General features: G+C 74.0%; 14 protein-coding genes. 5 read left to right on the forward strand and 9 right to left on the reverse strand.

Annotated features, from left to right (window positions below; genetic code table 11):
• Positions 1 to 170 precede the first annotated feature (170 nt).
• Both recQ and ACFXGN_RS02095 read left to right on the forward strand, forming a co-directional pair.
• Complete coding sequence (gene recQ, locus ACFXGN_RS02090; protein WP_384852131.1) at positions 171 to 2276, forward strand: DNA helicase RecQ; 2106 nt, start codon at positions 171 to 173, stop codon at positions 2274 to 2276.
• A gap of 484 nt (positions 2277 to 2760) precedes the next feature.
• Complete coding sequence (locus ACFXGN_RS02095) at positions 2761 to 5331, forward strand: ATP-dependent Clp protease ATP-binding subunit (protein ID WP_384852133.1); 2571 nt, start codon at positions 2761 to 2763, stop codon at positions 5329 to 5331.
• Between the two features lie 66 nt (positions 5332 to 5397).
• Here ACFXGN_RS02095 and fdhD read toward each other — a convergent pair whose 3' ends face one another.
• Positions 5398 to 6234 carry a formate dehydrogenase accessory sulfurtransferase FdhD gene (gene fdhD / locus ACFXGN_RS02100; RefSeq protein ID WP_384852136.1) on the reverse strand — a complete coding sequence of 279 codons (837 nt, stop codon included), beginning with the start codon at positions 6232 to 6234 and terminating at the stop codon, positions 5398 to 5400.
• Positions 6235 to 6514: 280 nt separating this feature from the next.
• On the opposite strand from fdhD, the gene ACFXGN_RS02105 reads away from it, so the two are divergent.
• Both ACFXGN_RS02105 and ACFXGN_RS02110 read left to right on the forward strand, forming a co-directional pair.
• Complete coding sequence (locus tag ACFXGN_RS02105; RefSeq protein ID WP_384852138.1) at positions 6515 to 7498, forward strand: Dyp-type peroxidase; 984 nt, start codon at positions 6515 to 6517, stop codon at positions 7496 to 7498.
• A 6-nt stretch (positions 7499 to 7504) separates the two neighbouring features.
• On the forward strand, positions 7505 to 8347 hold the full coding sequence (locus ACFXGN_RS02110; RefSeq protein ID WP_384852141.1) for a family 1 encapsulin nanocompartment shell protein: 843 nt from the start codon (positions 7505 to 7507) through the stop codon (positions 8345 to 8347).
• A gap of 136 nt (positions 8348 to 8483) precedes the next feature.
• On the opposite strand, the gene ACFXGN_RS02115 is transcribed toward ACFXGN_RS02110, so the two are convergent.
• Positions 8484 to 8951, reverse strand: coding sequence for a GreA/GreB family elongation factor (locus ACFXGN_RS02115; RefSeq protein ID WP_351790777.1), 468 nt, complete (start codon positions 8949 to 8951; stop codon positions 8484 to 8486).
• 121 nt (positions 8952 to 9072) lie between these two features.
• Positions 9073 to 10305 (reverse strand): serine hydrolase domain-containing protein, encoded by a 1233-nt coding sequence (locus ACFXGN_RS02120; RefSeq protein WP_384852144.1) that lies wholly within the window; start codon positions 10303 to 10305, stop codon positions 9073 to 9075.
• A 150-nt stretch (positions 10306 to 10455) separates the two neighbouring features.
• On the opposite strand from ACFXGN_RS02120, the gene ACFXGN_RS02125 reads away from it, so the two are divergent.
• Positions 10456 to 11100: a 1,4-alpha-glucan branching protein gene (locus ACFXGN_RS02125; RefSeq protein WP_384852146.1), complete on the forward strand. Its 645-nt coding sequence runs from the start codon at positions 10456 to 10458 to the stop codon at positions 11098 to 11100.
• On the opposite strand, the gene ACFXGN_RS02130 is transcribed toward ACFXGN_RS02125, so the two are convergent.
• The 6 genes from ACFXGN_RS02130 to ACFXGN_RS02155 form a co-directional block, all read right to left on the reverse strand.
• Positions 11070 to 11621 carry a hypothetical protein gene (locus tag ACFXGN_RS02130; protein ID WP_384852149.1) on the reverse strand — a complete coding sequence of 184 codons (552 nt, stop codon included), beginning with the start codon at positions 11619 to 11621 and terminating at the stop codon, positions 11070 to 11072. The two genes, ACFXGN_RS02125 and ACFXGN_RS02130, sit on opposite strands and share 31 nt — an antisense overlap.
• A gap of 125 nt (positions 11622 to 11746) precedes the next feature.
• On the reverse strand, positions 11747 to 14656 hold the full coding sequence (locus ACFXGN_RS02135) for an AAA family ATPase (RefSeq protein ID WP_384852152.1): 2910 nt from the start codon (positions 14654 to 14656) through the stop codon (positions 11747 to 11749).
• Positions 14657 to 14876: 220 nt separating this feature from the next.
• On the reverse strand, positions 14877 to 16571 hold the full coding sequence (locus ACFXGN_RS02140) for a S8 family serine peptidase (RefSeq protein WP_384853098.1): 1695 nt from the start codon (positions 16569 to 16571) through the stop codon (positions 14877 to 14879).
• Positions 16572 to 17676: 1105 nt separating this feature from the next.
• Positions 17677 to 18543 carry a GNAT family N-acetyltransferase gene (locus ACFXGN_RS02145; RefSeq protein WP_384852154.1) on the reverse strand — a complete coding sequence of 289 codons (867 nt, stop codon included), beginning with the start codon at positions 18541 to 18543 and terminating at the stop codon, positions 17677 to 17679.
• Between the two features lie 222 nt (positions 18544 to 18765).
• Positions 18766 to 19665, reverse strand: a complete 900-nt coding sequence (locus ACFXGN_RS02150) for a hypothetical protein (RefSeq protein WP_384852157.1) — start codon at positions 19663 to 19665, stop codon at positions 18766 to 18768.
• Complete coding sequence (locus tag ACFXGN_RS02155) at positions 19662 to 20669, reverse strand: SPFH domain-containing protein (RefSeq protein WP_384852159.1); 1008 nt, start codon at positions 20667 to 20669, stop codon at positions 19662 to 19664. The genes ACFXGN_RS02150 and ACFXGN_RS02155 overlap by 4 nt, the downstream gene beginning before the upstream one ends.
• Positions 20670 to 20882 lie beyond the last annotated feature (213 nt).

A 20882-nucleotide genomic window follows, 5' to 3' on the forward strand; every position in this document is an offset into this window, starting at 1 on the left:
TTCCTGTTCCCCCGGCAGGGGCGTGGCGGTGGCCGGTGCGGTCCGGCCGTACCGTACGGGAAGACGCCGTACGGGCCCCGCACAGTTGCCCGGTACGGTCCTCCGGCCGGGTTGTCCACAGGTTCCGCCGGGGCCGCCGGAGTGTCCCCGGCGGCCTATAGGCTGGACGAATGGTCCTCACCGACGAATCCTCCGAGATCTCCGACGCGGCGCGGGTGCTCCAGCGCGTCTTCGGCTACAGCTCCTTCCGAGGGGAGCAGCAGGAGATCATCGAGCAGGTCGTCGACGGCGGCGACGCCCTCGTCCTGATGCCGACCGGCGGCGGCAAGTCCCTCTGCTACCAGATCCCCGCGCTGGTCAGGGACGGCACGGGCGTGGTCGTCTCCCCGCTGATCGCCCTCATGCAGGACCAGGTGGACGCGCTCCGGGCCCTCGGCGTCCGGGCGGGCTTCCTCAACTCGACGCAGGACACGTACGAGCGGCAGGCCGTCGAGCAGGCCTTCCTCGCCGATGAGCTGGACCTGCTCTACCTGGCCCCCGAGCGGCTGCGCACCGAGGGCACCCAGCGGCTCCTGGACCGGGGCAAGGTGTCGCTGTTCGCGATCGACGAGGCCCACTGCGTCGCCCAGTGGGGCCACGACTTCCGGCCCGACTACCTCGCCCTGTCCATGCTGCACGAGCGCTGGCCCAAGGTGCCGAGGATCGCGCTGACGGCGACGGCCACCGAGGCCACCCACCGGGAGATCGCCGCCCGCCTCGGCCTGGAGGAGGCCCGGCACTTCGTCGCCGGGTTCGACCGGCCCAACATCCAGTACCGCATCGTCCCCAAGAACAACCCGCACAAGCAGCTGCTCGAACTGATCAGGACCGAGCACGACGGCGACGCCGGAGTCGTCTACTGCCTGTCCCGCTCCTCGGTGGAGAAGACCGCCGCGCTCCTCGTGGAGAACGGCGTGGCGGCCGTGCCGTACCACGCGGGCATGGACGCCCGGACCCGGGCGGCGAACCAGGCCCGGTTCCTGCGGGAGGACGGCGTCGTCGTGGTTGCGACGATCGCCTTCGGCATGGGCATCGACAAGCCCGACGTGCGGTTCGTCGCCCACCTGGACCTGCCGAAGTCCGTCGAGGGCTACTACCAGGAGACCGGTCGCGCCGGACGCGACGGAGAACCGGCCACCGCCTGGCTGGCGTACGGCCTCCAGGACGTCGTCCAGCAGCGGAAGATGATCGACGGCTCCGAGGGCGACGAACAGCACCGGCGCTCCCTCGCCCAGCACCTCGACGCGATGCTCGCGCTCTGCGAGACCGTCGACTGCCGCCGTGTGCGGCTCCTCGCCTACTTCGGGCAGGAGAGCGGGCCCTGCGGCAACTGCGACGCCTGTCTGACCCCCGCCGAGTCCTGGGACGGCACGGTCGCGGCCCAGAAGCTGCTGTCCACGGTGTGGCGGCTCGCCAAGGAGCGGCGCCAGAAGTTCGGCGCGGGCCAGATCATCGACATCCTCCAGGGCAAGCGGACCGCCAAGGTCATCCAGTTCGACCACGACGGGCTCTCGGTGTTCGGCATCGGCGCCGACCTGGGGACCGCCGAATGGCGGGGCGTCGTCCGGCAGCTGCTCGCGCAGGGCCTCCTCGCGGTGGAGGGCGACTACGGCACCCTCGTCCTCACCGACGGCAGCGGCGAGGTCCTCGGCGGACACCGCACCGTCACCATGCGGAAGGAGAAGGCCCCGGCCGCCGCCCGCAAGGAGTCCGGCACGCGCACGAGCAAGGGCGCCCGGGTGCCGGTGGACCTGCCCGCCGCCGCCGCGCCGGTCTTCGAGGCCCTCCGCGCCTGGCGGGCGGCGACCGCCCGCGAGCAGGGCGTACCGGCGTACGTCGTCTTCCACGACGCGACCCTCCGGGAGATCGCGACGCTGCTCCCCGGCACGGTGGCGGAGCTGGGCACGGTCGGTGGGGTCGGCGAGGCCAAGCTCGCCAAGTACGCGGAGGGCGTCCTCGGCGCGCTCGCGGAATGCGGAGCGGGCGGCGGCGGGGCCCCCGCCGGAACGGAGACGGCCGCCGGGAACGGGTCCCCGGCGGGAACGAGCGGGAGCGGGTCCTCCACCGGAACGGCGGCCGTCACCGGCGGTGGCGCCGCCGCGGGGCGCGGGGCGGGTCCCTCCGCCGGGACCGCCGCCCGTACCGAGGCGTTTCCGGCGGACGCTCCGTACGACGAGGAACCGCCCTACGACCTGGACGAGACGGAGGAGCCGCCGCCCTGGGACGACTGGCGGTAACCGGCCCCGGGGGCATCCGTACGGCGATCGGTCGTCGACGGGGAGCTGTGGGGTCCGGCGGCGCACCTCCGCGTTGGGGTGCGGCCGGGCCCGGGACCGGCCACGGAGGCCGAATCTCCGGCCGAATCTCCGTCCGGGCGGTGCTCGCGGGGCTCGTGGGCGTCCGGTGCGCGGGGCTCCGGGCGGGGCTCGCGGGCGTCCGAGGCTTCCGGGCTTCGGCCTCGCCGGGCCCGCCGGGCTGGTGATCCCCGCCGGGCCCGCCGCCCCCTGCTGTCCCCGCCGGGCCCGCCAGTCCTGCCGCCCCGCCCCCCTCGCCGTCGTCGGCCGCGTCCTGTTCGTGGCCGTGGGGCCGGGGCCGTACTGGCGGTGTTTCCGGAGGCTCTCCGGGGGGCCGTACCACCGTGGAGTCCGGTCCATTCCGGTTGCGGAGCCCGAACCGCCAGGTTTGAGTGGGTTCGACCCCCTCCGCGTCCCTGGAGCTGACATGTCGATGGCGTTCGGTTCACCGCTCGGTTCGTCCGATCCGTTCAATGACATGCTGAACCGGTTCTTCGGAATGTCGCCCGCGTCGTCGCCCCCGGCCGTGCAGCGCGTCCCCATCGGACGGCTGCTGACCGAGTCCTCGCACGAACTCCTCGGCCTGGCCACCCGCAAGGCGGAGGAGGACGGCACCTCCGACCTCGACACCGAGCACCTCCTGTGGGCGGCGACGCAGGTCGATCCCTCGCGGCGGCTCCTCTCCCAGGTCGGCGTCGACCCCGAGGCGCTCGCGGCGCAGCTCGACGCGGTGCTGCCCAGGGAGTCCGGCGAACCCTCCTCGGAACCGGGGCTCACCCCGGCCGCGAAGCGCACCCTGGCCGCCGCCTACGGGCGTTCGCGGCAGGCGGGCGTGTCGTACATCGGTCCCGAGCACATCCTCGCCGCCCTCCTCGACGACTCCGACTCCGGCGCCACCCGGCTGCTGGGCGCGGACGGCCAGGACGTGGAGAAGCTCCGTGGCCTCACGGACCGGGCGGCCCGTCCCGAAGGCGGGGCCCAGACCGCGCCCAAGCAGCCCGCGACGACCCTCGACGAGTTCGGCAGGGACCTCACGGAGGAGGCCAGGGCCGGAAAGCTCGACCCGGTCGTCGGCCGGGCCGAGGAGATCGAGCAGACCATCGAGATCCTCTCCCGCCGTTCCAAGAACAACCCCGTCCTCATCGGCGAGCCCGGCGTCGGCAAGACCGCCATCGTGGAGGGTCTCGCCCAGCGGATCGTCGCCGACGAGGTCCCGGCCACCCTCAAGGGCAAACGGGTCGTCTCCCTGGACCTGTCGGGCATGGTGGCGGGCGCGCAGTACCGGGGCCAGTTCGAGGAACGCCTGAAGAAGGTCATCGAGGACGTCCAGAACGCGGGCGGCGACGTCATCGTCTTCATCGACGAACTCCACACCGTCGTCGGCGCGGGCGCCACCGGCGAGGGGGCGATGGACGCGGGCAACATGCTCAAGCCCGCCCTCGCCCGGGGGGAGCTGCACGTCGTCGGCGCCACCACCATCGACGAGTACCGCAAGCACATCGAGAAGGACGCGGCCCTGGAGCGCCGCTTCCAGCCCGTGCTCATCCCGGAGCCCACGGTCGAGGAGACCGTGCAGATCCTCGAAGGACTGCGGGACGCGTACGAGGCCCACCACCAGGTCCGGTTCGCCGACGGCGCCCTCACGGCGGCGGCCGAACTCTCCGACCGGTACATCAGCGACCGCTTCCTGCCCGACAAGGCCATCGACCTGATGGACCAGGCGGGCGCACGCGTACGGCTGCGCGGCGCGGCCCGCTCCACCGAGGTCGTCAGCCGCGAGGACCGGCTCGCCAAGCTGCGGCGCGAGAAGGACCAGGCCGTGGCCGCCGAGCAGTTCGACAAGGCCGCCGGACTGAAGCGGGAGATCGCCGACGTCGAGGGCGAACTCGCCGGAGTCGAGGAGCGCCGCGAGGGCGTCGTCTCCGTCACCGCCTCCGACATCGCCGACATCGTGTCCCGGCGGACCGGCATCCCCGTCTCCCAGCTCACCGCCAGCGAGAAGGAGAAGCTCCTCAGGCTGGAGGAGGAGATGCACGCCCGGATCGTCGGCCAGGACGAGGCCGTCACCGCCGTCTCCGAGGCGGTGCGCCGCAGCCGCGCGGGCATGGGCGACCCGAACCGTCCCGTCGGCTCCTTCCTCTTCCTCGGCCCGACCGGCGTCGGCAAGACCGAACTCGCCAAGACCCTCGCCGACCTCCTCTTCGGCGACGAGGACCGGATGATCCGCTTCGACATGAGCGAGTTCCAGGAGAAGCACACGGTCGCCCGGCTCGTCGGGGCACCCCCCGGATACGTCGGTTACGAGGAGGCCGGACAGCTCACCGAGAAGGTGCGCCGCAACCCGTACAGCGTCGTCCTGTTCGACGAGGTGGAGAAGGCGCACCCCGACGTCTTCAACACCCTGCTCCAGATCCTCGACGACGGGCGCCTCACCGACGGGCAGGGCCGCACGGTCGACCTCCGGCACTGTGTCGTCATCATGACGTCCAACATCGGTGCGCACCGCATCCTCGCGCACGAGGGCGACGCCGCCGAGCTGAAGGACGAGCTGATGGAGGACCTGCGGGGCCGGTTCCTGCCCGAGTTCCTCAACCGCATCGACGACATCATCGTCTTCCACAGCCTCACCGAGGACGACCTGTCGGAGATCGTCGACCACCTCCTGGACCGCAGCAAGCACCGGGTGCGGGCACAGGGCATGACCCTGGAGGTCACCGACGCGGCGAAGAAGCTCCTGGTCGCCCACGGCCACCAGCCGGAGTTCGGCGCGCGTCCGCTGCGCCGCACGATCCAGACCGAGCTGGACAACCGGATCGCCTCCCTGCTCCTCGGCGGCGAGGCCGATCCCGGGGACACGATCGTCGCCGACGTGATCGACGACTCGCTGCACTGCACCGTCCGGAAGCCCGCGCCGACGGACGGCGGCGGGAGCACGGACGCGGAAGCGGCCCCGGACACCGGCGGGGAACCGGCGGAGAGCGGCGCGGCAGCCGCCTGACCCGACCCGCCCGCCTCGGGGCCCGGCCCGTCCAGGCCGGGCCCCGAGGCCCGCGCGTTCCGGGTCTCAGGCGGTCGGGGCCGGGTGGAGCCGTTCGTCACCCGCGTACACGTTCATCGACGTGCCGCGCAGGAAGCCCACCAGGGTCAGACCGCTCTCGGCGGCGAGGTCCACGGCCAGCGACGACGGCGCCGAGACCGCGGCCAGCAGCGGGATCCCGGCCATCACCGCCTTCTGCACCAGCTCGAACGAGGCCCGGCCGCTGACCATCAGGACCGATCCGCGCAACGGCAGCAGACCCTCGCGCAGGGCGTGCCCGACGACCTTGTCCACCGCGTTGTGCCGACCGACGTCCTCCCGCAGGCACAGCAGTTCGCCCCCGGCGTCGAAGAGCCCGGCCGCGTGCAGCCCCCCGGTCGCGTCGAAGACCCGCTGGGCCGCCCGCAGCCGGTCCGGGAGGGCGGCCAGGACCTCCGTGCCGATCCGCAGCGGGTCCCCGGCGACCGACCAGGCGGCCGTGGTGCGGACCGCGTCGAGACTGGCCTTGCCGCACAGACCGCACGAGGACGTCGTGTAGAAATTGCGTTCCAGGGAGGCGTCGGGGGCGGCGACCCCGGGGGCCAGCGCGACGTCGACCACGTTGTACGTGTTGCCGCCGTCGGCGGTGGCGCCCGCGCAGTAGCGGATCCCGGCCACGTCGGCGGCGCGGTGCACCACCCCCTCGCTGACCAGGAACCCGACGGCGAGGTCGAAGTCGTCCCCCGGAGTGCGCATCGTCACGGTCAGCGGGCGTCCGCCGACACGGATCTCCATCGGCTCCTCGGCGGCCAGGGTGTCCGGACGGTAGGAGGCGTCACCCTCCCGTACGCGCAGGACCCGCCGCCGTACGGTCACTCGGCCCATGGTCCGCTCCTCTCCTCGGAGCACCGCCCCGGGCGTGATGACGGGCGCACCGCTCCCGGCCGCCCCGTACGACTCTGCCACGGGCACCCCGTACGGGTTCCCCACGGGGTGCCCGGGGCTGCCACCCGGCCGATCCCGTGCTGCGCGCCCGCAGCTCCCCGCCTACGCTGACGCTGTTCCGTTCTTCCCTTTTGCGGGCATTTACGCGTGTGGGCTCTGTCGGCACGCGCGGGTGCGAGCGATCGGGAGCCCCACTGATCACCGTCCGGCCGGGAGCGCCATGGTCGTCGTCCAGCCCGTCGTCACGCCGCCCACCCGGGCCGCCGTGTTCCTGGTGGCCACCGTCAACCCCGGTGGCGAGGCCACGGTCAGGGACGTGCTCCAGGACCTCTCGGGCCTGACCCGCTCCGTCTCGTTCCGGCTGCGCGACGCCGGTCTCACCTGTGTCGCGGGGATCGGCTCCGACGCCTGGGACCGGCTCGTCGGCGGCCCGCGCCCCCGCGAGCTGCACCCCTTCCCTCCTCTGAACGGCCCCCGGCACCGCGCCCCGGCCACCCCCGGCGACCTGCTGTTCCATCTGCGGGCCCGGCGCCCCGACCTCTGCTTCGAGCTGGCCCGGCTGATCGTCGACCGGCTCGGCGGCGCGGTCGGCGTCGTGGACGAGGTGCACGGCTTCACGTACTTCGACGAGCGCGACCTCCTCGGCTTCGTCGACGGCAGCGAGAACCCCGTGGGCGCCACCGCGACCGGAGCCGTCCACATCGGCGACGAGGACCCCGGCTTCCGGGGCGGCAGCTATGTCGTCGTGCAGAAGTACCTGCACGACCTCGCCGCCTGGGACGCGCTCACCGTCGAACAGCAGGAACGGGCCATCGGCCGGAGCAAGGCGGCGAACGTGGAGATGCCCGACGACGTCAAACCGGCGGACTCGCACGTCGCGCTGAACACGATCGTCGACGAGGACGGCGTCTCCCGGCAGATCGTCCGCGCGAACATGCCGTTCGGGCAGGTCGGACGGGGCGAGTTCGGCACGTACTTCATCGGGTACGCGAGGACGCCCTCCGTCACCGAGCGGATGCTGCGGAACATGTTCCTCGGGAACCCGCCGGGCACCACCGACCGCATCCTCGACTTCTCCCGGGCCGTCACCGGCAACCTGTTCTTCGTGCCGAGCGCCGGCCTCCTCGACGACCTGCCCGCCGCGCCGCCGGACGCCGCCCGCCCGGGGGACACCCTCGGCATCGGCGGCCTGAAAGGAGCCTGAGCCCCCATGACGACCCCCGAGGCCACCGGTCACGTCCACCACGGACTCGCCACCACCAACCTGCACCGCGAACTCGCCCCGATCACCGCGGACGCCTGGGCCGAGATCGAGGAGGAGGCCCGCCGCACCTTCCGGCGCCATGTGGCCGGGCGCCGGGTCGTCGACGTGCCCGACCCGGCCGGGCCGGAACTCTCCGCCGTCGGCACCGGGCACCTCACCGAGATGAGCCCGCCCGCCCCCGGTGTCACGGCCCGGCTCCGCGAGTCGAGACCCCTGGTCGAGCTCAGGGTGCCGTTCACCGTCGCCCGGTCCGCCGTGGACGACGTCGAGCGCGGCTCCAAGGACTCCGACTGGCAGCCCGTCAAGGACGCGGCCCGCGCGATGGCGTTCGTCGAGGACCGGACGATCTTCGACGGGTACGGGGCGGCGGGCGTCGAAGGGCTGCGCGCCCGGTCCTCCAACCCGGTGGTGCGGCTGCCCGCCGAACCGCGCGACTACCCCGACGCGGTGAGCCGGGCACTGACCGCCCTGCGCCTCGCGGGTGTCGACGGACCGTACGCCCTGCTCCTGGGCCCCGACGAGTACCGGGCGGTCAGCGAGACCTCCGACCACGGCTATCCGATCGCCGCGCACCTCACCCGGATGCTGGACGGCTCCCCGATCTGGGCCCCGGCGCTCAGCGGCGGCTTCGTCCTGTCCACCCGGGGCGGCGACTTCGAGCTGCGCCTCGGGCAGGACCTGGCGATCGGCTACACCGGGCACGACGCGGACAGCGTCCAGCTGTACTTCCTGGAGACGCTGACGTTCCTCGCGTACACCGACGAGGCCGTGGTCGTCCTGGAACTCTGAGGCGCGGGGCGACCGGGCCGTGCGGGAAGGCACGTGACGGGCGGTCGGCCGGAACGCGGTCGGGACGACACGGGAGGCGACGACGGCGACCACCGGGCCGGGCGGCGGACCGGTGGTCGCCGTGCCGGTCGTCCGGTCAGCCGCCCAGGGACAGGACGACCGCGGTCGCCGGGCCCTCGGGCGTCAGGTACGAGACGGTGTCACCGGCCCGGTGGCCGAGCAGGGCGCCGCCGAGCGGGCTGTCGACGGTGACGACGGTTCCGTCGAGGACGACCGCGTCCTCGCCGATGCGGACCGTGGTGCGGGTGCCGTCCTCGAACCGCACGGTCACGGTGGTACCGACGCCGACCGCGTCGGTACGGGGTGCCCCGGCCGTCGCGGCCTCGGCGAGGCGCCCGTGGATCTCGTCGATGCGCAGGTCCAGCCGGTTCAGCTCCGTGACGCGTTCGAGTTCGTCGGCCTGGTCGGCGTGGTCGCCCGGCTGGTCGCCGCCGCCGTCCCGCAGGGTCACGGCGACGGCCTCGCGCTCGGTGCGCAGGTCGGCCAGCTCCCGCTCCAGGCCCTTGCGGGCGTCGGCGCTGATGGGCTCGGGTCCACCGGTCATTCATGCTCCCGTGGTGCGGTGCGGCGGCACGGCTGCGTACCGCGAGCAACGTATGGAACTAAAGGGTATTTCGGACATTATCAGGAGTGTCGGCCCCGGTCCGGAGCATCGGAGGGGGGCGTCAGCCCGTGCTCGGCGTCGCCGGGACGGGAATGTCGTAGACGTGTCCCGGGCTCACGATCCGGGTGATCGCCTGGCCGAAGAGGGTGCTGGGCGCGTTGCCCTCGTGGGTGACGTCGGTGTTGACCAGGACGACCAGGGTCGCCCGGGACTCCGGCAGATAGATGGTCAGCGACTGGTACCCCGGCAGGGAGCCGTTGTGCCCGATCCACCCCTGGATGTCGAAGATGCCGAGCCCGTATCCCGCGCCGGGCACCCCCGTCGGGTACGTGTGCAGCCGCTCCGCCTGGGTCGCGGGGCTGATGAGGGTCCCGGTGGCGACCACCCTCGCCCAGGTCCGCAGGTCCTGGAGGTCGGAGATCATCGCTCCGGCCGCCCAGCCCCAGGACGGGTTCCAGTCGGTGGCGTCCTCCAGCTTGCCCGACGCGGTCTGAACGGTGTAGCCGTGCGCGTGCGGGCTGGGGAAGGCGGCGTCCGTCGGGAAGACCGTGTGCCGCAGACCCGCCGGGTCCAGGACGTTCTTCTGGACGAACTCGTCCAGCGGCATCCCTCCGGCCTTCTCCACGACGAGGCCCAGCAGGATCAGGTTGGTGTTGCAGTAGTCGAACTCGGCGCCCGGCTGGAACTTCACCGGGTGCTTGAACGAGTAGTCCAGCAACTCCTGCGGGGTGAAGGGCCGGTCGGGATCGGTGGTGAACGCCTTGTAGAAGCCGTCGTCCGCCGAGTAGTTGAACAGTCCGCTGCGCATCGACGCGAGGTTCCGCAGGGTGATCCGGTCGCCGTTCGGCACCCCGTCCACGTACCGCGAGATCGGGTCGTCGAGCTTGACCTTGCCCTGGTCGACGAGTTGGAGCAGCGCGGTGACCGTGAACGTCTTGGTCTCGCTGCCGATCCGCATGTACAGACCGGGGTCCATCGGCTGCCGGGTCTCCTTGTCGGCCACGCCGAAGGAGCGGATGTACGTGCCCTTGCCCGGCGCGGAGAGGCCGACCGTCACACCGGGCACGCCCGTCTGCCTCATCACGTCCTGGACCGCCCGGTCGAGTTGCTGGGCGACCGCCGGGGTCAGTTGCGGGAAGTCGTCGCGCGCCGCCGGGGACGAACTCGTCAGGACCGTTCCGGGGGCGGGTGGTTCGGCGGCGAAGGCGGCGCCCGCGCCGACCGGCGCGGCGAAGATCCCGAGAGCCGCGATGCCCGCGCAGACGCGTCTGCGGCATGTGCGTGAGTACCTCACGGCGGGCCCTCCTGCCGACCGGGGACAACTCCACCTTCCAGGCTAGGCCGGGGCGGCCCGGTGCGCGCGGCGGCCCCGGACCGGTCTGTTACGTTGCGCGGGCCCGCACCCGGGAAGCCCGGGGCGACGAGACGAGGGAGAAGAGACGCGATGGCCGTCATCCACGAGACCACCATGCGGCCCACCAAGCTGGAACTGCTCGCCGCGTGGCTCCCCGGCCGGGAGTGGTTCGCGGGCACGGTGGCGAGCCCCGCGAAGGCCGGGGGCTTCCGCCTCGACGACCCGGCGGGCGAGGTCGGAATCGAGTTCATGGCGGTGACCGACCGGGACGGAGCCGCGTACCTCGTCCCCCTCACCTACCGGTCGGCACCCCTGCCGGGCGCCGGGCACGCGCTCGTCGGGACCTCCGAACACGGCGTCCTGGGCACCCGCTGGATCTACGACGGCGCCCACGACCCGGTGCTCGTCGCCCAGTTGTACGCCCTCCTCACCGGCCGGACGCACGCCCAGGACCAGAGCCTCAGCGACGCCGTCGACCCCACCGTCACCGTGACGGCCGCCGCACCGGCGGGCCCGTCCGACGCGGAACCGGTCGGAGCCGTGGACGGCCCCGACCACACCGATGTGCCGGTACGCGCCGGGGGCGCCGCCCCGATCCTGCGGCTGAGCCGCCGTCTGAGCCCCGGCCCGGAGGCAAGCCCCGTCGCCGGAGGCCGGGTGGAGGCCGAGTGGCGCCTCCCCGACGGCACCCGGGCCCGGGGCACCTACGCGCTGCTCCTCCCGGACGGGTCCTGAACGGGTCCCGTGCCGTGCTCCCTCAGGAAGGCGCCCGCGTAGGCGGCGGCTTCCTCCTTGGTCGCGGACGGTGTCCCGGGGTCGGCCGCCCCTCGGACGCCGTCGGCGCCCAGGCCCGTCCATCGCCATCGCCCCGAGAGCTGATCGTCGATCAGTTCGGCCCGGCCGCCGAAGAGTTCGAGCACGACCGGGGCGCCCGGCCCCCGTCCGACCGCGTCGGGCCACTTCTTGCGCGCGCCCTGCCGGGTGATGCCCCACGCGGCGCCGAGCTGCTCGTAACTCGCGCCGTAGGCCCCGGCGGTGCCCGCCGCCGTCGCGGTGAGATGCCTGACCCGCGCGTCCACCACCTTCCAGGTGGCGAGCACGGACAGGGTCACCTCGACCGGGTCCGCGCTCCACGCGCGCTCCTCGGGCAGGCCCGTGGCGCGGGTGCGCAGGGCCGAGGCGAGGGGGGTGAGGGCGTCGAGGAGGGCCTTGTCGAGCGCGGAGCGCTCTTCGGGAGTGATCTCAGGCGCTGTCATGTGACAACTTTAGTTTACGTCTGGCGGTGCTGACAGCTGTGGTTGTCGATGGAGGGTGGAGGTCCTCCCGGCAGGGCGCGGAGTGTGAGGGTCCTCCCGGCGGGGCGCCGAAGGGGGCTCCCGGATCACGGCCGCAGGGCCGTCGCCAGCTGTGCCCGTGAACGGACGTCGAGCTTCTGGTAGATCCGGGTGAGCCGCGCCTCCACCGTCTTCACGCTCAGATACAGCTTCGCCGCCGCCTCCTGGTTGCTGGCGCCCTGCCCGACGAGCCGGGCCAGCCGCAGCTCCGCCTCCGTGAGCGCGGAGATCCCGGGCAGCGCCTCCTCGCTCCCGGAGCCGGGCCCGGGGCCCTCGGCGGCGCCACCCGCCGGGGTCTCGGTGGCGAGGGCCAGCCACGGCGCCGCCCCCGCCCGTTCGAACACGGTCGCCGCCTCGTACAGGGCGCCCTGCGCCGCCGACCTGCGCCGTCTGCGCCGTTCCACCCGGGCCAGCGCGATCAGGGCCCGCCCCCGCTCCAGGGGCAGTCCGGCGCGCCCGAACCGCTCGGCCGTCCTGGTGAGCGACTGCGCCGCCTCGTCCGTCCGCCCCTCCGCCGCGAGCCACAGCCCGTGGACCCGGTCACAGCCGAGCAGGACCGTGCTCCGGCCGAGCCGGGCGGCCACCGGACGCACCTCTTCCAGGAGGCTCCGGGCCTCGTCGCCCGAGTCGGTGGCGAGCAGCGCCTCGGCCAGTTCCTCGTGCCAGCGCAGCATCGAGGGGTCCACGGTCGACTGGGCGCGCTCGTCGGCCTGGACGCGCCGCAGGGTCTCCAGAGCGGCGGCGACGTCCCCGTTGACGAGCTGGACCCGGCCGAGCGCGTACCGGCTGCGGGAGAGGAAGATCCGGTCGCCCTCCTCCTCCGAGGCCTGGACGCTGCGCCGGGCGTAGCTCGCGGCCCGTGCGAAGCTGCCGCCCGCGGTCTCTGCGAGGGCGAGGGCGTACCAGGCGGGGCCGGGGGAGAGGCCCGCCTCCAGGGTGAGGGCGAGGGACTGCCCGGCGTGCGCGAGGGCGGTGGAGCAGCGGCCGATCCGGGACTCGATCTCGGCGAGGGTGCGGAAGAGCTCGATGGCGTCCTCGACGGAGCCGCGCCGCCGCACCAGCGGGAGGAGCGCGCCGAGTTCGTCGCGGGCGTCGGACAGCCGGTCGTCGAAAAGGGCGTGACGGATCGTCAGGATCTGGGCGGCGTTGCGGATGCCGAGGGGACGTTCGGCCAGTTCCAGGGCGCGGGCCTGGGCGAGGACGGCCTCGGTGTCGGGCGATCCCAGGGCCCGTTCCATCCGCGCCTGGACGGTCAGCGCCTGGGCGGCGAGGCGCGGGTCGCCGGTGGAGGCGGCGAGCGCGGCCGATTCGAGGGCGGCGGTCCTGGAGCGCTCCGGGTCGCCGTCGGCCAGCACGTACTTGATGGCCAGCCGCAGTTGGACGGCGGCCCGCAGGGCGGTGTCCTCCTCGGAGTCCTCCATGGCGTGCACGTACATCTCGTCGAGCCCGGTGAGGCCCTGCCCCGCCGTGTCGAGCACGGCGAGCCGCGCCCTGACCCGGTCGGCGGGTTCGGCGTCGCGGGCGAGCAGATCGGTGGCGGCCCGCATCGCCAGGTCGGCGCGGGCCGCGCGGGCGGCCTCCTCGGCGGCGTCCACGAGCCGGGCGATCCGTCGGGTGCCGTGCCGCCCGGGGGTGGACTCGGCTGCCAGCAGGGCGAGTTCGGCGGCGAGCGCGCTGTTGCCCCGGCGGCGGGCGAGGTCGGCGGCGGCGGCGACCTCGGCGGCCAGGTCCTCGTCGGGACGGTCGGTGGCGAGGGCCCGGTGCCGTACCGCCTCGACGGGATCGTCGACGACCTCCGCGAGGGCCGCGTGCCCGGCGCTCCGCTCGGCCCAGCAGGCGTCGTGCACGAGGGTGGAGGGCAGCAGCCCCGCGGTGAAGGCGAGGGAGCCGTCCTCGGCGAGCGACACCAGGCCCGCGCGTTCGGCCGCCGCGAGGTCCGCCTCGGCGTTGGACCGTCCCGCACGCCGCACCAGGGCCGCGGACGGGCGCAGCGCGAGGGCGGCGAGCAGCAGGGTCTCGCGGACGGCGGGGGGCGCGGCGCCGAGGAGCTGGCGGGCGAGGTCGCGGGCCCGGCCGGAGAGCGTGAGGGCCTCGGCGTGGTGCACGGGGGTCCGGGCGTCGGCGAGCGAACGGCCCACGGCGAGCGCGAGCCGGGGATTGCCGCCGCTGGCGCGGTGGATGCGTCCGGCCATCCGGGAGGGCAGCCGGTGATGGATGAGGAGTTCGGCGATCTCGTCGGCGTGCAGCGGCGGCACGAGCAGGACGTCCGCCTCGGACGGCACCCAGAGACGGGTGGAGTACGGGGCCTCGGTCCGGTGGGGTTCGCGGTAGGGCCCGCCCGCCTCCGCGTACGGCTCCGGGGTCTCGACGGCCACCACCCGCAGGCTGGGCGGCGCCAGATGGAGGGCGGAACGGAGCAGGTCGGCGCTGTCGGCGTCCATGTGCTGCGCCCCGTCGACGACGAGGAGGACGGGCCCCCGGCGGGTGAGGGCGCGCAGGATCTGGGCGATGCCGAGCCGCAGCGCGATCGGGTCCCAGCCGCCCGCCGCGAGGGGCGCCTCGCGACAGAGCATGGCGACGGCGGTGCGCTGGGGGCCGGGGAGTCCGGCGAGGACCCCGGGGGTCCCGGGCGGGTGGGCGCCGGGGTCGGGACCGGAGTCGGGGCGGACCGTGGTGGCCGCGACGGAGGCGACGAGCGCGGCGGCCGAAGCCCCGGGTATCTCGCGGTCGGAGGGCAGGGTCGCCAGCCAGATGACGGTCTCGCCGCGGGCCTCGGCACGGGTGGCGGCGGCGAACGCGATCTCGGTCTTGCCGACTCCGGCGGGGCCGGTCAGCAGGGCGCGGCCCCGGGCGGCGAGGGCGCGTTCGAGCCGGGTGAGGAGTTCCTCGCGGCCGACGGGCGTCGGCCCCGGCGCCGTACCCGTGGGGCGGGGAACGAGGTACGGAGCTGTCGCCACTGGTCATCCCCTCCGCCCCGGGGCCGGCCCGTGGGCCCCGTGGGCTGAGAATACGGAGCCCACCGGCGGAGTCCAGGCCCCTTGTCCGGCATACGGACAGGGCGCCCCGGCCGGCCGATGGGCGCGGACGCCAGGACGCGCCCGTGGTGTGGACCACGAGCGCGTCGCTGACCAGCGGTGATGCTGATGTGGGGGGTGGTTCTGCGGGGGACGCGATGCGTCAGAAGGTGAGGCTCCACGAGTCGATGTAACCGGTGTCACCCGTGGCCACATCGCGGACCTGGAGCTTCCAGGTGCCGTTGGCGACCTCGCTCGACGCGTCGACCGTGTAGGTGGCCAGGACGTTGTCGGCGCTGTCCGAGGAGGCGGACGCCTTCAGGTTGCGCACCGTGCCGTCGGGGGCGACCAGGTCGACGACCAGGTCTCCGCGCCAGGTGTGCTTGATGTCCACGTCGACCTTGAGGGCGGCGGGCGCGTTGCCGGTGCGGCCGGTGACGGCGATCGAGGACGTCACCGTGGTGTTGTCCGGGACCGTCACGTCGGTCGCGTTGGTGAAGACCGTACCCGCGGGCGGGGTGGCCGTGACGGAGTCGACGGTCTTGGCCGTGTCGGCGATGCCGCTGCCGCAGCCGCCGGTGCAGGTGCCGGGCAGCGGACGGGCGTTGGCCTTGATCGCGGTCTCGATCTGCGCCGGGGTCAGGGTGCTCTTCGCCGACTTGAGCAGCGCGGCGAGACCGGCGATGTGCGGCGCCGCCATCGAGGTGCCCTGGTACGGCTTGTAGTTCTCGGCCGACTGGGTGGTCGTGCCCGAGTTCAGCGTGGAGTAGATGGCGTTCTCGGGGGTGGTGACGGTGCCGGGCGTGTCGGTGGCGCGGCGGGTCTCGCCGCCGGGCGCGGCCACGTCCACCAGGGCGCCGAAGTTGGAGTAGTACGAGCGGCTGCCGTCACGGTTGGTCGACGCCACGGTGATGACGTTGGCGCAGTTGGCGGGGGTGAAGCCGGAGGTGTTGGCGTTGCTGTTGCCCGCGGCGACGACGACGGTGGTGCCGCGCGCGACGGCGCCGTTGATGGCGGTCTGGTAGACGCTCGGGCAGGTGGAGCTGGCGCCGCCCAGGCTCAGGTTGACGACCTTCGCCGGGTTCGCGTTCGCGGGGATGCCCGGCACGGAGCCGCCGGAGGCCCAGGTGATGGCGTCGGCGATGTCGGAGGACGAGCCGCCGCACTTGCCGAGCACGCGCACGGGCTGGATCTTCGCGTTGTACGCGATGCCCGCGATGCCCTTGGTGTTGTTGGTGACGGCGCCGATGGTGCCGGCCACATGGGTGCCGTGCCAGGAGGAGCTGGAGGCCTTGGAGCCGACGCCGCACTCGTTGTCGGTGGCGTTCCAGTCGCCCTCGTCCTTCGGGTCCGCGTCACGGCCGTTGCCGTCGCGGGCGTCGGCGGAGGCGGAGATGAAGTCGTATCCGGCGACGACGTTGGCCGCCAGGTCCGAGTGGGCGGCGTAGCCGGTGTCGATGACGGCCACGGTGACGCCGGAGCCGGTCGTCTTGTTCCAGGCCGCAGGAACGTTCATGCCACCGGTGGGCTCGAAGAGGTCCCACTGCTTGGCGTAGTCGGTGTCGTTCGGCGTGACCGCCATCGCGTAGGCGCGGATGTCCGGCTCGACGGAGGCGACGGACGGGTCGGCGCGGAAGGCGGCCATGACCTCGGTCAGGTCCTGCGGGGTGGCCCCGCCGCCCAGGTCCACGAGGGCGCCACCGCCCGCGAGGCGGCGTTCGAAGGAGAGCTTCTCGCCCGTCTTCGCGGCCTTCTCGGCCGTGTCGCTCTTCGCGGCGGTGTTGGAACCGGCCTCGGCGGCCTGGTTCTTGTAGGTGACGATGACCTTCTCGACGGGGGCGCTGGGGAGCGCCCGCATCGTCTGCGAAGCCGGGGCGGGCTTCGGGGTGGCTGCGCCCGGGGCGGCGGCGAACGCCCCGGAGGTGGTGGTAGTGGCGCCGAGTATCGCGGCGCTCGCGACCACGGATATGAGTCTCCGCCTGGAACCGTTCAAGGTGTGGCCCTTTCGATCACGACGTAACTGCGGAGCAGTGGCGGCGGCGCGGGGCGCACGGAGCGAAGTGGGGTCGCGGTCCGCAGGTCCCTGGGCTGGGGGGCCCATGCGCCGCCACCGGCGCAACGGCCCGGGTCAAGGCCGTCACCGGCGGATGGCACCCTCCACATGCACCTGTCAGGTGCGGTCGGGGGATGGTATCTGCCGGTGCGGAGGACAGTAGGCAACGGGGGGGTGAACCCGATACGGGGAAAACCCTTGTCACCCCTCAGGGGGCGGCGGGGGGTGGCGAGGGAGGGGACGACGGAAGGGGCGGGGCGGGGGCGTCTCGCGCGCCCCCGCCCCGCCCCTTCCCGCTGACAGCAGTCCGGGATCGGGCCGGTTCGGCCGGACCTGCCGGTTTCGGCCGGTTCGAAGGGACCCCGGTTCGGGGTGGGCGCGCGTCGGGCCGGGCGGGCCCGGTCGAGCGGGGCCCGGTCCGGTCCCGCCGGGCGCGGCTCGTATTCGCGGGGTCGGGCTTGCCTCGGCCCTGCCTTGCTCGGTCCCGTCGGGCTCGGCTCGCATTCGCGGGGTCAGGTCCGGCCCGGTCCCGCCGGGCGCGGCTCGTATTCGCCGGATCAGGCTTGCTCGGCCCTGCCCTGCTCGGTCCCGTCGGGCTCGACTTGTACTCGCCCGGTCAGGCTTGCCTCGGCCCTGCCCGCCCGCCCCGCCCGGTCCCAGCGGGCTCGGCTCGCGCCTGCCTTGCTTGGTCTCTGCCCGGTCCCTGCCCGGTCCGTCAGGACAGGCTCCCTACCCGCCCGGTCCGGTCCCGCTCGGTCCCGCCCGGCTTGCTCCAGCCCAGCCCAGCCCGGCTTGCTCGCTCCGGCCCGTCCCGGCTCCGGCCCCCGGGCCGCCCCGATCGGACGGCCTTGTCCAGACGGCCTTGTGCGGACTGCCCGCTCGGACCGTCCCGCTCGGACGGTCCTCCGGGTCAGCCCAGTTCGAGGGTCGTGACCCCGAAGACCCGCTCGCGCGCCACCGGGCGCACCGGGCCCGTGTACATCCGGGCCGTCTCGAACGTCGGCCGCAGCCCCCGCTCCTCGGCCAGCCGGGCCGCCGCCGGGTTCGACTCCGGCATGTCCACCGCGATCCGGTCCGAGCCGAAGTCCCGCGCCTCGGCGGCGAGCGCGTCGAGCAGCGCTCCCGCGTCGGCCGGGGTGTCCGCGAAGAGCGGCCCGATCCGTGCCTCGTCCCGCGCGGGGCGGACCACCCCGTACCCGACCGGCCGTCCGTCGGCCACGCGCACCAGCGCGCGGTGTCCGGGCGTCGCCACCCACGCGGCGAGGAACCGCGGCCGGTCGGCGTGGTGGCAGGCCGCGTCGTAGGCGGCGAGGACGGCCGGATCGATCCGGTCGGCGGGCACGACCCCGGTCACGGGAGCGTCGGGCGCCGGGACCTCGCCCACGTAACGCGCCGTCCGGTACGCGGTGGTGAAGCCCGAACGCCGGTAGTTGTCCTGCTGGGCGGGCACCCCGTCGAGCCCGATCGCCCGCCCGCCCGCGTGCGCCAGCGCGGCCCGCCAGGTGGCGATGCCGTGCCCGTGGCCGCGCAGTTCGGGCCGGACGAGGTAGAAGCCGAGGAACGCGTACGCGTCGTCGTAGGTGACGACCGAGATCGCCGAGACCGGCTCCCCGTCGAGCCTGCCGAGGAAGAAGCCCCCGGGATCCTGGGTGAAGAACGCCCCGGCGTCGGCGGCCCCGGGGTTCCACCCCTCCTCGGCGGCCCAGGAACGGACGAGTTCCCAGTCCGTGACCGTGGCGGGCGAGACGGACAACGAGCCGGAGGAGACGGAGACCATGGAGATTCCTTCGACAGCCGGGAACGGGCGGCGGACGTCCGGTCGCTGGAACCCGGACAAAGCGCGCCGAGCATAACGCCGTACGGCCCCGGGCCCGCCCCCGGTCGAATGATTCCGGCCGCGCCGTACGGACCCCACCGAGGGCGCCCCGGACGGGTACCACCCGGTCCGCGAGAGGCACGTCCGTCACCCGTACGAGGGGCTCCTCGGACCACGAGCCGCTCAGACCACGAGCCGCAGCCGTGTTCCCGCGACCCCGAGCCGGACCGTCTGGCCCCACGTCAGTTCCAGGGCGTCCGACTCGACGCCGTCACCGAAGACCACCAGCCGGTCCGACTCGACGGTGAGCCGCAGCTCCCGGCCCCGGTCGAGCAGCCCCTCCACCCGACGGGTCCCGGTGGCCGGGGACGGCCAGGCCTCCCGTACGAACCAGGCGAGCCGGGCGTCGGCGGGAGCGGGCAGCGCGAGCGTGCTGGAGCGCTGCTCCCACAGCGACCGCAGCCACCCCGTCGCGCCCGTCCCGGTGCCCACGAGCACCCCCGACGAGGCCTGCGGTTCGGGCGGGATCTCGGGCGCGTCCTCGTCCAGCGTGTAGCGGGCCGTCTGGTGGCCGCGCGGGCCGACATAGATCTCGTTGAGGGCCAGGAGCCGCTGGGCGTCGTCGGTGACGGCCTCCACCATGGTCAGCTCGTCCACCGCCGCCCCCGCCGTCGCCGCGCGCGGAAGGAGCCGCCGGGCCCGGTCGGCGCGGTGCCGGACCAGGACGCCCGGATTCCGGCCCGGGTCGGCGTCGATCCCGACGACGGGCTGACCCGTCAGGTACTTCGCCGTGTTGGCGACCAGCCCGTCCTGCCCGACCACGACGACCACGTCCTCGGGCCCGAACGGGAACCGGTCCAGGTCGGCCCGCTCCACCCGGCTCCGCCGCCAGGACAACGGCACCGCGCCCGCCACCTCGGCCAGCGCCCGGCGGGCCCGCTCGTGCCGCTCGCGCACGGCGTCCACCGAGCGACCGCGCGCGGAGAGGAAGAACGACGCCTGCCCGTGCGTCCCGTGCCGGGCGAGCAGCTCCTCGTACTCCGTGGTCCGGTGTACGAGCACCGCGCGCGGCGCCAGGCTCACGACCCGGACCCGCCCTCGCCCAGTCGGGCGAGCAGCCCGGTCAGCACGTCGGGGGAGAGCGTCAGGTGCTCGATCCGGGGCAGGTTCTCGGCCGCGCGGCCCACCGCGAGCGCGTGCAGGGTCGCGGGCGGCACCTCCGCGTGCGCCGCGAGCCAGGCGGACTGCGCGGCGGCCCGTGCCGCGCCGACCTCCCGGGCGGCCTCCGCCTCGGCACGGGCGAGCCGGACCTTCCGTACGGCCTCGGCCTCGGCGCGTACGGCGTCGGCGGCGGCGTTCTCCTCGGCCTCGCGGCGGGCGTTGGTCCCGCGCTGCTCGACCAGCCGTTCCTCCTGCCGGGCCAGCTCGATCTTGTTGGCCAGCTCGTTCTCGGCGATGGCGCGTTCGCGTTCGACGGCGACCGCGCGCCGCTCGTAGGTGGCCCGGTCGGCCTCCTGCTGGATCTGCTCGCGGGCCGGGGTGCGCAGGGCGCGCTCCACCTCGGGCTCGGGGCGGAGCGCCACCACCCGTACGGAGACGATCTCGATACCGGTGGCGGGCAGCCGGGGCTCGGCCGCGAGCCCGGCGGCGACACGGTCGCGGACCGAGGCGACGCCGTCCACGAGCGCCTCGGCGAGCGCGGTCCGGGCGAGCACGTCGAGCGCGTGCTGTTGGGCGGTCCCGGTGAGGAGGGTGGCGATCTGCTCCAGCGGGGTGCCGCGCCAGGCGCCGGTGTCGGGGTCCACGGAGAAGTCCAGCCGGGTGGCCGCCGCCGCCGGGTCGCCGATCCGGTAGGTGACGGTGGACTGGACGCTGACGTCCTGGAAGTCGGCGGTCCGGGCGTGGAAGGCCATGGCCAGTTCGCGGTCGTCCACCGGGACCTCGGAGAGGGCGGCGGTCAGCGGACGGAACCAGAAGCTCAGCCCCTCGCCCTCGTGCGCGAGCCGCCCGCGCCGCTGGTGGCGGATGTGCGAGGTGGGCGCGGAACGCAGATGGCGCCAGCCTGCCCGCCGGGTGATGTCTGCCATGAGGAAACCCCCTTGTCGTCATGATGACGATAGGGGGTTCCGTCAATTGTCGTCAAGGTGACGAATTCAGGATCCAGGATTTCGGATCCAGGATTCGGGATCCAGGATTTTGGATTCTGGATCCGAAATCCTGATCGTTCCCGCCCAGGGCCCTGCCCCGGCCCGCGTCCGTCCCCGACTCCCTTTTCTCCCTCGGCCCGTGGCCTCGCCCCT

The organism is Streptomyces sp. NPDC059247 (assembly GCF_042754005.1).
In the GTDB taxonomy this organism is placed as follows: Bacteria; Actinomycetota; Actinomycetes; order Streptomycetales; family Streptomycetaceae; genus Streptomyces.